11 protein-coding genes are annotated in these 12,908 nt (G+C 60.5%); 6 read left to right on the forward strand and 5 right to left on the reverse strand.

Going from position 1 to position 12,908, the window contains the following annotated elements; all coding sequences use genetic code 11:
- Positions 1-131: 131 nt before the first annotated feature.
- Entirely contained in the window at positions 132-1,229 is a 1,098-nt protein-coding gene (locus J3P73_RS17720) for a calcium:cation antiporter (RefSeq protein ID WP_130692339.1), read from the forward strand.
- Between the two features lie 40 nt (positions 1,230-1,269).
- Here J3P73_RS17720 and J3P73_RS17725 read toward each other — a convergent pair whose 3' ends face one another.
- The 4 genes from J3P73_RS17725 to J3P73_RS17740 form a co-directional block, all read right to left on the reverse strand.
- Positions 1,270-1,959 (reverse strand): LPS glycosyltransferase, encoded by a 690-nt coding sequence (locus J3P73_RS17725; protein ID WP_018074003.1) that lies wholly within the window; start codon positions 1,957-1,959, stop codon positions 1,270-1,272.
- Positions 1,960-2,054: 95 nt separating this feature from the next.
- A complete protein-coding gene (locus J3P73_RS17730) occupies positions 2,055-2,924 on the reverse strand; it encodes a 3-deoxy-manno-octulosonate cytidylyltransferase (RefSeq protein WP_130692341.1) in 870 nt (289 codons plus the stop codon).
- A 47-nt stretch (positions 2,925-2,971) separates the two neighbouring features.
- Positions 2,972-3,877: a glycosyltransferase family 8 protein gene (locus tag J3P73_RS17735; protein ID WP_130692343.1), complete on the reverse strand. Its 906-nt coding sequence runs from the start codon at positions 3,875-3,877 to the stop codon at positions 2,972-2,974.
- A gap of 270 nt (positions 3,878-4,147) precedes the next feature.
- The gene (locus J3P73_RS17740; RefSeq protein WP_130692345.1) at positions 4,148-5,350 is read right to left on the reverse strand and encodes a pyridoxal phosphate-dependent aminotransferase; all 1,203 of its coding nucleotides are present in this window, start codon (positions 5,348-5,350) and stop codon (positions 4,148-4,150) included.
- Between the two features lie 384 nt (positions 5,351-5,734).
- On the opposite strand from J3P73_RS17740, the gene J3P73_RS17745 reads away from it, so the two are divergent.
- The 3 genes from J3P73_RS17745 to J3P73_RS17755 are packed head-to-tail and all read left to right on the forward strand — an operon-like array spanning position 5,735 to position 10,088.
- On the forward strand, positions 5,735-8,122 hold the full coding sequence (locus J3P73_RS17745) for a marine proteobacterial sortase target protein (protein WP_130692347.1): 2,388 nt from the start codon (positions 5,735-5,737) through the stop codon (positions 8,120-8,122).
- Positions 8,112-8,885: a class GN sortase gene (locus J3P73_RS17750; protein ID WP_018073998.1), complete on the forward strand. Its 774-nt coding sequence runs from the start codon at positions 8,112-8,114 to the stop codon at positions 8,883-8,885. Before J3P73_RS17745 ends, J3P73_RS17750 begins: the two co-directional genes overlap by 11 nt.
- 60 nt (positions 8,886-8,945) lie before the next feature.
- Positions 8,946-10,088: a PQQ-dependent sugar dehydrogenase gene (locus J3P73_RS17755; protein ID WP_130692349.1), complete on the forward strand. Its 1,143-nt coding sequence runs from the start codon at positions 8,946-8,948 to the stop codon at positions 10,086-10,088.
- A gap of 637 nt (positions 10,089-10,725) precedes the next feature.
- Here the strand turns inward: J3P73_RS17755 and J3P73_RS17760 are convergent.
- Positions 10,726-11,196, reverse strand: a complete 471-nt coding sequence (locus J3P73_RS17760) for a DUF3052 domain-containing protein (protein ID WP_075224515.1) — start codon at positions 11,194-11,196, stop codon at positions 10,726-10,728.
- A gap of 100 nt (positions 11,197-11,296) precedes the next feature.
- On the opposite strand from J3P73_RS17760, the gene J3P73_RS17765 reads away from it, so the two are divergent.
- Both J3P73_RS17765 and J3P73_RS17770 read left to right on the forward strand, forming a co-directional pair.
- Complete coding sequence (locus J3P73_RS17765) at positions 11,297-12,187, forward strand: DMT family transporter (RefSeq protein ID WP_018073994.1); 891 nt, start codon at positions 11,297-11,299, stop codon at positions 12,185-12,187.
- 487 nt (positions 12,188-12,674) lie between these two features.
- Positions 12,675-12,890 carry a cold-shock protein gene (locus J3P73_RS17770; protein ID WP_003561293.1) on the forward strand — a complete coding sequence of 72 codons (216 nt, stop codon included), beginning with the start codon at positions 12,675-12,677 and terminating at the stop codon, positions 12,888-12,890.
- Positions 12,891-12,908: the final 18 nt, after the last annotated feature.

A 12,908-nucleotide genomic window follows, 5' to 3' on the forward strand; every position in this document is an offset into this window, starting at 1 on the left:
CTTTCCGGCCCCGATAACGTTCAGTATTCCATTAAACGCCGAAGACTGCAAATGGCACTCGGCCGGGGCTTGCTTGATAGGCGAAATCAGTGACTTAGATAAAATGCATGAATCTGAACAGGAGCAGAGGCTTGGGGATTGCGTCACGCCTTAAAGAGGAAAAATTTCTGGTCGCCGCACTTGTCGTTGCAGCGATCGCCTATCTCTTGGAACAAGCAGTGATCGAGATGGGGCGCGGCGTCGCGCTGATTGCCGCCGCTGCCCTGGTCGGCACCATCGTGCTCGCCTCGATCCGCGTTGCCCATCATGCCGAGCTGCTCGCCGTCAAGGTCGGCGATCCCTACGGCACGATGATCCTGACGCTCTCGGCCGTCGCCGTCGAAGTTATCATCCTCGCCATCATGATGAGCGGCGAGAGCTCGCCGACGCTAGTACGCGACACGATCTATTCGGCCCTGATGCTCGATATCAACGGCATTCTCGGCCTGGCCGCCCTGCTCGGCGGCCTCAAGCACGGCGAACAGCCCTATAACGACAATTCCGGCAAGACCTACGGCGTGATGATCCTCACCGCCATGGGCATCTCGATGATCGTGCCGGAATTCGTGCCCAGCGACAAATGGCACTATTATTCCGCCTTCACCATCGTCGCGATGATCGCGCTTTACGGCCTCTTCCTGCGCATGCAGGTTGGCCAGCACAGCTATTTCTTCAGCTACAGCTATCCGCGCTCCGAACGAAAGAAGGAAAGTCCGGACGAGCATGGCCCCGACGAGTCGGCCGCGATTTCGATCGCCACCATTCTCGTCGGCGTCGTCATCATCGGCCTGCTGGCGGAGTTCATGGCGGCCTTCATGACCGAAGGCCTGCGCGACAGCGGCGCGCCGATCGCGGTGACCGCCGTGGTCGTCGCGGCAATTTCGGCCGCACCCGAGATCCTGACCGCGTTGAGGGCGGCACTCAGGAACCGCATGCAGGCGACGGTCAACATCGCCATGGGCGCCTCGCTGTCGACGGTCATCCTGACCGTGCCCGTCATGGAAGCGATCGCGCTCTATACCGGCCAGCCCTTCATGATGGCGATGACCCCGGTACAGACGGTGATGGTGGCGATCACGCTGATTGCGGCCGCGATCAACCTCAACGACGGCGAGACCAACGCTATCGAGGGCATGACGCATTTCATCCTCTTCGCCACCTTCGTCATGCTGACCGCGCTGGGGCTTTGAAGGCTCCCGCCCCCGCGGAGAAAGGGAAAGAACAAGCTGTTTAGGCGGGCTGTTGGGCGAAGAGCAGGCGTTCGCGGGCTGCGAACCATTCCTCGGCGTAATCGTCGTTCTTGTATTCCTCGAAATACGGCCCGCCATCGGTGAAATGGACGTTCTTGGCGTCTTCGCGGTAGTCGTATTCATTGACGAGGTAATTCCACGTCACCGGCAATTCGCCTATGAGGTCTTCATTCTCCAGCCATTTGAACTGATGCAGTTGCAGCCCGGTCGCGGTATTGACGTAGTTGGGCGTCAGTGCGCGGCATTCGTCATTGTTGAAGAGGATGAAGCTCGACCAGTTCTTCTTTTCGTACTTGGTCTGCGCCTGGCCGAGGAACTTGGTGTCGATCTTCGGCTGGTAATCGTGTTTGACGCACATAACGGCGTAACGCCAGTCGCGCAATGCCCAAAGCTCGGCGATATCGGCACGCATCAGCATGTCGCAATCCATGAAGATGCTCCAGCCCCCGTAACCGCTCAGATAGGGAGTCAGGAAACGCGAGAAGGAGAACTCCGTGGATTGCAGCGCGTTGCGCTGGCGGGTGAAAATCCCGCCAAGATTGGAGAGCGCAATGGGCGAGAACTCGACCGGGATCGACGACTTCTCGATGATGCTCTGCACGAGAACGTGGTAGGCAACCACTTCCTTGGGATCGAATCCCACGAAAATTCGGACGTTCTGTTGTTCCATTGCCCACCTCGATCGCCAGTATAGAGAGATGAATTGATTGGTATCGGAAACAGCGTTTTTGGCCACCCACGCCTGTTAGCAAAGGCCTGCGACAGTCATCCCTGCGACTTTTCGAGAAAACGCTGCTTGCGGGTTTTCGGTTTGAACCGCCGAAAGAAATTGTCGACGGCTCGGATGAATTTAGTGACTGACATCAGCCTGTCGATCTGGCTGTTCGTATTGTCGAGCCGCTCCGACAAGACCTCAGCCGCAGTCATCGCGATCTCGATCGGCGGCACCTCAGGAAACCGTTTGGCGAGCGCCGAATAGGGGCTGGCATTGACGCCGCCCACCATCGAGATCGACCCCATGCGCGCAAAGAGACGCAGGAAGATCTGCTCGAACGTCCAGTCGTGCACGTCGAACACCTTCCACTTCTCGCTCCGCTTCGCCGAAAAGCCGGCAAGCAGGATCTTGCCCGGCAGCTGCAGATCGCCGAGCCACAGCGCTACCGCAAAGCCGCTCGTCGCGATCTTGCCGATCGGATAGAGATCGGCGAGCATTTGTGTCAGATCAAGGTGACGGGCCTTAGCGCCTTCGAAGCAGCTCTTTTCGCTGAGATTTTCCTCGGCGGAGACCCGGATGTTGACGACGCCGAGGAAATCGTCGCCGCCAAAGAAGCGCAAGACATCCGCCGCTTCGCGCCGATGGACGATATGGGCGCCCATCACGTCGCTGCGGGCAACCAGCATGGAATGGCCGACGAAGGGTTCGTCGAGCACCTTATAGACCTTGTTGAAGAAGACGTAGAGCGCCGTCTCCGGCAATTCGCTCCGCAGCCGTTCGAGATCGACCGCCTCGCTGTTTGCTACCAGCACGACATGGGAATAGCCCGACAATAGCGCCTTCCACGCTTCCGGCGTCAAGAATTTGAAGCCGCCATCCGGAGCGGTCGCAGCCTTGTTATCGCTGGGGATTGCTTCCATATCGCCTCACATGCACTTTCCAAGGACGATGCGCTCTGCCCGCCTTACTAGTTGTTGCTGAAATAGGCGCGCGTTCGTGCCACCCGCGTCAGCCCGCCGAGGCGCTTCCCCAAATGCGAGAGGAAACCCGCAACCCGGCCCGCCATCGACGGCTGCCTGCAGAAAGAGGCCCACGGTGTATTGCCGAGATCCTCGATATAGTGCTTGGCCATCCGCCGGTGCACCCAGGGCACGGTGGCCTGCCACGGCTTTTTCCGGCCGGTAAAATGAAGGATCGCCGGCCGGCCGACGAAGGGCAGCAAGCCCGTCTGCGTGTTCCAGCGCGGATCGAGCACCAGCCAGTCGCCGTCGAAAGTGACATTCAGCGCATCCTGGTCGTTATTCTCGAAAAGATGCGACCGCTCCTCGAAGATCTCCCGTGTCCTGGCAAAAAGCTCCCTCTCCCGGCAGGCCGACCAGTCGAACAGCAGCACGCCGGCATTGAAGTAGCGGCCATCCTCACGCATGCCGATCTTCCGCTGTCGCGCACCGGCCTTCTCAGGAAAGGCCATGACATAATCGTCGACCGCAGCAAGGGCTTTGCCTTGAAGATTTCTCGTGAAGAGTTCGTCGACCGGCGAAACCGCCAGCACATCGGCGTCGAGATAGAGCAGGCGCTCGATATGATCGGGTATATGCAGATCCATGTAGAGTCGCGCCAATGTCGCACCCGACCAGCGGCCCCGCGCCTGCAGCGCCGTATCCGGCGTATTGTAGGGCAGCACCCTGATCGCCATGTCATGCAGCCGCGCGAAATTTTCCACCTCGGCGATCTCGTTCGGCTTGAGGTCGATGCCGAGAAGCAGGAACTCTACGGCAGGACCCGAGAGATTGCGCTTGACGGAAAGCAGGGTGCAGCAGGCGGCAGGCAGCATGTTGACATCCGAACAGACGATCACGGCACTCTGCTGCAAAATCCCGGCCTCCCGAAGCGGCAACTTCAACTTGATGCCGGATATCTAGTTGGTTTGATGCCAACCCGCAACCGCAGATCAGCCGCCGGACCGTCACTCTGCGTCACGTTTTGAATCCGATTTCAACGGCTTGCAAGGCAAAGCGGAATCAACTCCGCAGCACGTTGAATCGGGATGTGAGCGATAATCGCAGCGCCAGTCCAACGTCGCAGCAAACAAAAAGGCCCGCCGTCGCCGCCAGGCCTTCGATCGGTGTTTTTGAAAACCCGCTTACTTGCAGGCGCCGCAGAAGCGCTGGATGCGGCGGCAGGCTTCCTCGAGCAACTCTTCCGAAGTCGCGTAGGAGATGCGGAAGTTCGGGCCGAGGCCGAAGGCCGAACCATGAACGACGGCAACGCCTTCGGATTCCAGCAGTTCGGAGACGAAATCCTCGTCCGTCGCGATGACCTTGCCTGACGGCGCCGTCTTGCCGATCAGGCCGGCGCAGGACGGATAGACATAGAAGGCGCCTTCCGGCACCGGGCAGACGATGCCCTTGGCCTGATTCAGCATCGAAACGACGAGATCGCGACGGCCTTCGAAGATCTTCTTGTTCGCAGGGATGAAGTCCTGCGTGCCGTTCAGCGCTTCGACAGCCGCCCACTGGGCGATTGACGTCGCACCCGAGGTCTGCTGCCCCTGGATCATGTCCATGGCCTTGATGAGCTGGATCGGGCCGGCCGCATAGCCGATACGCCAGCCGGTCATCGCATAGGCCTTGGAGACGCCGTTCATCGTCAACGTGCGGTCGTAGAGCTTAGGCTCGACTTCCACAGGCGTGACGAACTTGAAGTCGCCATAGGTCAGGTGCTCGTACATGTCGTCGGTCAGCACCCAGACCTGCGGATTCTTCATCAGCACATCCGTCAGCGCCTTCAGCTCGTCATGTGTATAGGCCGCCCCCGTCGGGTTGGACGGAGAGTTGAAAATGAACCACTTGGTCTTCGGCGTGATCGCCTTTTCGAGATCGGCCGCCTGGAGCTTGAAGTTATGCTCCTGGGTGGCCGAAACGAAAACCGGCGTGCCGCCGCACAGCGCCACCATCTCAGGATAGGAAACCCAGTAAGGCGCCGGGATGACGACTTCGTCGCCGGGGTTCAGCGTTGCCATGAAGGCGTTGAAAAGGATCTGCTTGCCGCCAGTGCCGACGATCGTCTGCTCCCAGGAATAGTCGAGGCCGTTCTCGCGCTTGAACTTGGCGGCGATCGCCTTGCGCAACTCGGGAATGCCGGAAACCGGCGTGTACTTCGTTTCGCCGCGGTTGATCGCGTCGATGGCGGCCTTCTTGATATTATCGGGCGTATCGAAATCCGGCTCACCCGCGCCGAGGCCAATGACGTCACGTCCTTTTGCTTTCAGCTCGCGCGCTTTCTGGGAGACGGCGATGGTGGCTGAAGGCTTCACACGGGAAAGAGCATCGGCAAGGAAAGCCATGATAACGGTCCTAATGGTTGAAACGGGCAGAAAGCCGGGACCGGAGTTCTGCGGTTAGCTCTATGTCCAATGTGTGACGGCATTTCAAGCGGAAAGGCGTCATGGTGGCATGATTCTTATTGATCGGTTCGCCGCTCCGCCAGCCCGGCATGCCGCCCCCTTCGGAGAGGCTTGCGTCACGCGGTCGAAACGCCATGCGAAGATCTTGAATCAATCTCTGAAGTCATCCGGATTTATCCCCTGAAATCAGTGGCATCGTCGAATTCGGCCATTGCCACGAATAAGCCGCAACAAATGCCGCGCCACGCCGCAATTCGGTCGCGAGCGCGCCGAGATCGAAGCCGCATCATCCGGTCTCCGAAATTGGTTATTGAGGGTATGCCAATGTTTCTGGAAGATGAGTTTGCCGTAGGGCGCATTCGTGCGCGCCGAATTTCCGTTTCAGTCCTTGTTGCCGTCACCGCCTTTGCCGCCTGCATCGCTGCGATGCTGGGGCTTGCCTCCGCCGCCCGCGCCGCCGAGACGCCGCAGGCATCCGTCCAGCTCGCAGCGCTTGTCCGGCCGAACGACGTCAACAGCGGCTCGCTGCTCTTTCCGTCGAAGGAGCCGGGCTTCTATGTCGAAGCGCCGCGGCTGAAGAGTGATGTTGCCATCGATGTCTCCGGCCCGATCGCCAGGGTGAAGGTGACGCAGCGCTTCCAAAATCCGAGCCAGGGTTGGGTCGAAGGCACCTACGTCTTCCCGCTGCCGGATAATTCCGCCGTCGACGCGCTGAAAATGCAGATCGGCGAACGCTTCATCGAAGGCCAGATCAAGCCGCGCCAGGAAGCCCGCGAGATCTACGAGCAGGCCAAGGCCGAGGGCAAGAAGACGGCGTTGCTCGAACAGCAGCGGCCGAACATCTTCACCAACCAGGTCGCCAATATCGGCCCCGGCGAAACCATCGTCGTCCAGATCGAATATCAGCAGATGATCCACCAATCGGGCGGCGAGTTCTCGCTGCGCTTCCCGATGGTCGTCGCCCCGCGCTACAATCCGGCGCCGATCATCCAGACCGTCGAGTTCAACAACGGCGCTGGTTTTGCCACGCCGCGCGACCCGGTGGAAAACCGCGACAAGATCGAAGCCCCCGCGCTTGATCCGCGTGAGAACGCCAGGATCAATCCGGTTTCGCTGACCGTAGACCTCAAGGCCGGTTTCCCGCTCGGCGACGTCAAATCCTCCTTCCATGCGGTCGATATCAGCCAGGACGGCGACCAGGCGAGGACGATCAGCCTGAAGGCGGACTCCGTTCCCGCCGACAAGGATTTCGAGCTCACCTGGAAGGCCGCCCCCGGCAAGATGCTGAGTGCCGGCCTCTTCCGCGAAGTGATTGATGGTAAGACCTATCTGCTCGCCTTCGTCACCCCGCCCACGGCCCCGGATGCAGCAGCACCGCCGGCAAAACGCGAAGTGGTCTTCGTCATCGACAATTCCGGCTCCATGTCCGGCCCGTCGATCGAGCAGGCAAGGCAGAGCCTGGCGCTTGCCATCGCCAAGCTGAACCCCGACGACCGCTTCAACGTCATCCGTTTCGACGATACGATGACCGATTATTTCAAGGGTCTCGTCGCAGCCACCCCTGACAATCGCGAAAAGGCGATCGCCTATGTCAGAGGCCTGACAGCCGACGGCGGCACGGAAATGCTGCCTGCCTTGCAGGCTGCGCTGCGTAACCAGGGACCGGTCGCAACCGGAGCGCTGCGCCAGGTCGTATTCCTGACGGATGGTGCGATCGGCAACGAACAGCAGCTTTTTGAGGAAATCACCGCGAACCGAGCCGATGCCCGCGTCTTCACCGTCGGCATCGGCTCGGCCCCGAACACCTATTTCATGACCAAGGCCGCCGAGATGGGCCGCGGCACCTTCACGGCGATCGGCTCGACCGATCAGGTGGCAAGCCGCATGGGCGAGCTTTTCGCCAAGCTGCAGAACCCAGCCATGACCGATATCACCGCAACCTTCGAAGGCATCGCAGCCGAGGATATCACGCCGAACCCGATGCCCGACCTCTACAGCGGCGAGCCCGTCGTGCTGACCGCGCAGCTGCCTGACGATCAGCCCGCCGGCAAGCTGCATATCATCGGCAAGACAGGCGACCAGCCCTGGCGCGTCGAGATGGATATCGCCAATGCCGCCAACGGGAACGGCATTTCCAAGCTCTGGGCGCGGCGCAAGATCGACGATTTCGAGGCCCGCGCCTATGAGCGTCAGGATCCGGCCGCGCTCGACAAGGATATCGAGACCGTGGCGCTCGCCCATCACCTCGTCTCCCGCGTCACCAGCCTGGTCGCCGTCGACGTCACTCCGTCTCGTCCGGTCGACCAGCCGCTCGGCTCGACCAAGCTGCCGCTCAACCTGCCGGAAGGTTGGGACTTTGATAAGATCCTCGGCGAAAACCCCGCCCCTCTTGGCGGCACGGAGCGCCGTGGCTCGGCTACGCCGACAGGAAACCCCGGACCGGAGCAGGCTGCGGCCGAAACACAGGAGCTCGCCGCATCGCCTGAGATCGCAAACATGATGGCCGCAGCCCCGACCGCTAAGGCGGCCACCATGATCGCGCAAAAAAGCGCGACCGTGAACCTGCCGCAGACGGCGACGCCCGCCGACGAGCAGATCATCCGCGGGCTGACCATGCTGCTCGTGGCGCTGACGGCGGCAAGCGGGCTTGCCGTGTGGCGGCGACGCCTCAAGGGCATTATTGCGGTCGGGGTCAAGCGAAATGGTCTCTAGGCTCTCCGCAAGCCAGAATGAGGAAGCGGCCGAATTCGAGCCGCTTCCGACCTATCTGGAACTCGCCATGGCCGCCGCCACGGCCTATGATCGGCCGAAGATGCGCCAGAAGAAGGGTTTCTTCCTCTGGCGCCTTTCCTCGATCGAAAAAGCAATTGCCTTTGCCATCGCCGGCCTTGCCCTCTATGGCCTGGCGCTGATCGGCGACGGCTTCCTGCTGAAGGCGAAGGCAGAGCTTTCCCAGGTTCTGCTGAAACGCGCCTTCGCTGCCGAATTGCGGGGCGAAGAAACAAAACCCTGGCCCTGGGCGGATTTCACCACCGAGGCCAAGGTGCGCGCCCCGCGCCTCGGCAAGGAGGCGATCGTGCTCTCCGGCGCCTCCGGCGAGGCTCTCGCCTTCGGTCCGGCCTGGCTCGCCAACACGCCGCAACCGGGCGAGGAAGGCACCTCCGTCATCGCCGCCCATCGCGACACGCATTTCCGCTGGCTGCAATATATAAGGCCCGGCGATACGATTGAAGTCACGCGCCGCGACGGCAAACTATTGACCTTCAAGGCCGGCGAGGGCCGCATCGCCCCGTGGGATGCAAGCGGTATCGATCCCTCCTCCGACGGCCGCCACTTGGTGCTGACCACCTGCTGGCCCTTCGACGCGACGGAACGCGGGCCGTTGCGCTACATCCTCGAGGCGGAATTGGTCGATGGCCAGGCAACGGGATCGGTTCAAACGGTAAACACAAAGCCGTTATTGCAGACCGAATGAGGGTTGAAGCTCTCCCCTGCCCGCTCCACGTTCAGCCTGGAGAGACGACGGGGAAGCAAGATGAAGAGAATGTCCGCCTTCCATTTCGCCGCAGCGCTGGTCCTGTTCGGCACCGCATCGGCGTATGCAGCCGACACCATCAACACGCAGGATCTCGCGGTCCGTGTCGACAAGCTCGCCAACGGCCTCCAACATCCCTGGGCGGTCGAGGTCTTGCCCGATGGCGCCTATCTCGTCACCGAGCGGCCGGGCCGCATGCGCATCGTCCGCGACGGCACGGTCTCCGACCCGATCGGCGGCGTGCCCAAGGTCAGCGCCCGTGGCCAGGGCGGCCTGATGGACGTGGCGCTCGCGCCGGACTTTGCGACATCTAGAAAGCTCTATTTCACCGCCGCCATCGCCAACAGCCAGGGCTCCGGCACCGAAGCCTTCAGCGCCACGCTTTCAACTGACGAAAAGACGCTCCACGCCGTGACGCCTGTTTTCACCATGCGGCGCTTCACCTCAGGCAATATCCAGTATGGCTCGCGCATCGCGATATCAGGTGACGGCTCGCTGTTCATCAGCGTCGGCGACCGTGGCGACCGCGACCGCTCGCAAGACTGGCAGGACGATGCCGGCTCGATCATCCACATCAATGCCGACGGTAGCATCCCTGCCGACAATCCGTTCAAAGACGGCGGCAAGGCGCTGCCGGAAATCTGGTCGAAAGGCCACCGCAACCCGCAGGGCATCACCTTCGACGCCAAGGATGGCAAGCTCTATACCGTCGAGCACGGCGCGCGCGGCGGCGACGAGATCAACCAGCCCGAGGCCGGCAAGAATTACGGCTGGCCGATCATCACCTATGGCCGCGACTATTCGGGCGCCGAGATCGGCGAAGGCACGGCCAAGGAAGGGCTGGAACAGCCGCTGCATTATTGGGATCCTTCGATCGCACCCGGCGCGCTCGCCATCTATCGCGGCGCCATGTTTCCGGAATGGGACGGCAATTTCATCGTCGCAGCTCTGAAGTTCCAACTGCTCTCGCGCATGCAGCGTGACGATAGCGGCGCCTTTGTCGCCGAAGAGCGCCTGTTCGAGGGCGAATACGGCCGCATCCGCGACGTTGTCATCGCACCCGACGGAGCGCTGCTGATGGTGACGGACGAGGATAACGGCGCGCTGCTCAGGGTTTCGCGCGTGGAAGCCAGCAACGGCTGAGGTCACGATGACGATGAGAAACGGACTAAAGGTCGAGGCTAGCAACCCGGAATGGAACGCCGTCATCGATCTCGACAGCGAACTGGGACCCCAAACTCGTGCGTCTATTTACAACTATATTCCCAAATGAAGTATTGGGGATGCCTAGCGTCCGGATCCACATCTTGTTCCGGGTCTTTGCTCAACCATATATCGCCGAGCGAAGAGACGCCGTTCTGGCAGCTGTTTTTGATCAACCTCGCCACCATCTCGAAGACCTGCAAATGACGATCCCGAAACGACATATTCGCTAGCGGGCCACGGTATTTTTCCCCGCTATGAGTGACTTCGATCCTTCGATCTTTGGAAGCTAGAGCAATGACTGAATAATTGAATTTCGAGCCGCTAAGCTGTGTTGCTCCACTATCTATAGCGTCGCGGGCATCCGCTGGTTCTGTGGCAACCGCAAGAAGTCCCCACAAAGTGATATACTTTACATATCTGCCATACATTAGAACGCGCTCCGGCTGCATTCGACTTGATGATACGGTCTTCCGCCATATACATAATCTGCAATCTGGACCAGCCCTGCGCGATAGTTGCCGTCTTCAGATTGCGATCAAATCGAACACGGCGCACGGCGGCAACGGCTGAGCGATCACAACGCGCCGCGCAACTCCTTGCGGATGACGAACTTCAGCCCGGACCAGATCTCGTCGACGGCGCAGACCTTGACGTCGACCAGACCGGTTGGGAGCAGAACCTCCCGCAGTACGTCCTCCGAGATGTCAGTCGGCACGCGTGAACTCTTCTTCGGCCATGATATCCAGACCATGCCGTCCCGCCTGAGGACACGGAAAAGCGCAGGCGCAACCGCATCCAGCGCCGCCCGTTCGGTCGTAAACAGATGCACATAGTCAAATGCACGCTGAGGCGTCTCGGGAAGCGCGCGGACGACCGAAGCAAAACCGTCGAAACCATTGATGTCACCGATCGTTTCCGGAATGCCGAGAAGGGCGGCGGCCTGCCCTTGTGCAAGGCCGAGCTTCCTGACAAGCGGCGTGCCGGAATAACCTGCCGTCCTAGGCGCAGCCGCATCGCCGGTCGGCTTCCGTTCCTCGCGTCGCATGCATTCATCTCCGTCAACCGACACGAAGTCTTCACCCTTGCCGAAAGGAAACGCAACTGCTAACCGCTTGGGCACATCTCCCTTCCCCATCGAGGACGACATGACGCGCGTTCAGGCGAATCTCCTTCTATTGCTTGCAGCCGCCATCTGGGGCGGCGGCTTCGTCGCGCAGTCGACGGCGATGAAGGCGATTGGCCCCTTCTGGTTCATCGGCCTGCGCTTTGCCGTCGCCACCCTGGCCGTGCTGCCTTTTGTCCTTTTTGAAGCGCGCAAGGCAACGGAGAAGACAAGCGCGCGCCATGCCAAGCTCTACATCCTGATCGGCCTTGCCCTTTTCGGCGGTGCAGCCACGCAGCAGGTCGGACTGCAGACGACGACGGTGACGAATTCCAGCTTCATCACCGGCCTCTACGTCGTTTTCGTGCCGCTGATCGCCGTGTTCTTCCTACGCCGTGCTCCGCATTGGATCATCTGGCCGGGCGCACTGATGGCGATCACCGGTATCTACCTCCTGTCCGGCGGCCAGCTCTCGGCGATGGCGCCTGGCGATCTGCTGACCGTCGTCTGCGCCGTCTTCTGGGCGATCCAGATCACTCTTGCCGGCACCACCGTTTCGGAGACCGGAAGGCCGCTCGCGCTCTCCGCCGTGCAATTCGCCGTCACCGCGGTCTGTGCGCTGGCCGTTGCCGCAGCCGTCGAACCGGTCAGCCTTTCGGCGATACAGGCCGCGGCGCCGGAGATCCTTTATGTCGGTATCTTCTCGTCGGGCGTGGCTTTCGTGCTGCAGGTGATCGGCCAGCGCTACACGACGCCCTCGCAGGCCGCGATCTTTCTTTCTTCCGAAGCGCTCTTCGGTGCCTCGCTTGCGGCCCTGATGCTCGGCGAGACGATGCCGGTAACAGGCTATGCAGGTTGCGCGCTAATGTTTATCGCTATGCTTGTGGTCGAACTCGTACCCGGATTCACCCGGCGGCGCCTGCCGGCCGCGTGAACACGCGTCCAAATTTGGGTAAGTCACGCATCGGAAAAAAATTTTATCCGATGCGGGAGACGCGTTCACGTTGCATTTTTGGGAAAATCTGCTCGGAACTTATATTGCTGACGATATAAAACGTTAATCATTCCCTGTCGGCGAAGGAAATTTTGCGTTTTTGCGCAAATTGGATATCGGCAGGGGTGTGCCAGGAACGACACGTAAAAAAACTTTTGCTTGCCAAAATCCTTTAAACGCAGCACTCTCAGCGCGTTCGGGCATTTTGCGAGCATGGGAAGTCCTTAAGTATTTGCGCGCCGGGAACGCTAATATTCCGGTCAGCCGGTTCCGAAAATGGCGGGCGAAAGTCCTGCCTGGAACAGGCCGAGGTAGAGGGGACCTTTTTCTCAAATTTCAAGAATTGCCTGCCAACGCCTCCTGCAAGGGAGGCAATGCTATGATGCTGCCCGTGTGGATGGCGGGCAGAGAGAAAAGGACCTGACGCATGGCAGAGACTGGCACTGTAAAATTCTTCAATACCGACAAAGGCTTCGGCTTCATCAAGCCGGACCGGGGCGGCGCCGATATCTTCGTTCACATTTCTGCCGTTCAGGCCTCCGGCCTGGCCGGTCTGACGGAAAACCAGAAGGTAAGCTTCGACACGGAGCCGGATCGCCGCGGCAAGGGCCCGAAGGCCGTCAATCTGCAGATTGCGGGCTGAACCCTTAACAAGGCTGGC

Origin of the sequence: Rhizobium ruizarguesonis (genome assembly GCF_017357285.1) — a bacterium.
Taxonomy (GTDB): domain Bacteria; phylum Pseudomonadota; class Alphaproteobacteria; order Rhizobiales; family Rhizobiaceae; genus Rhizobium; species Rhizobium ruizarguesonis.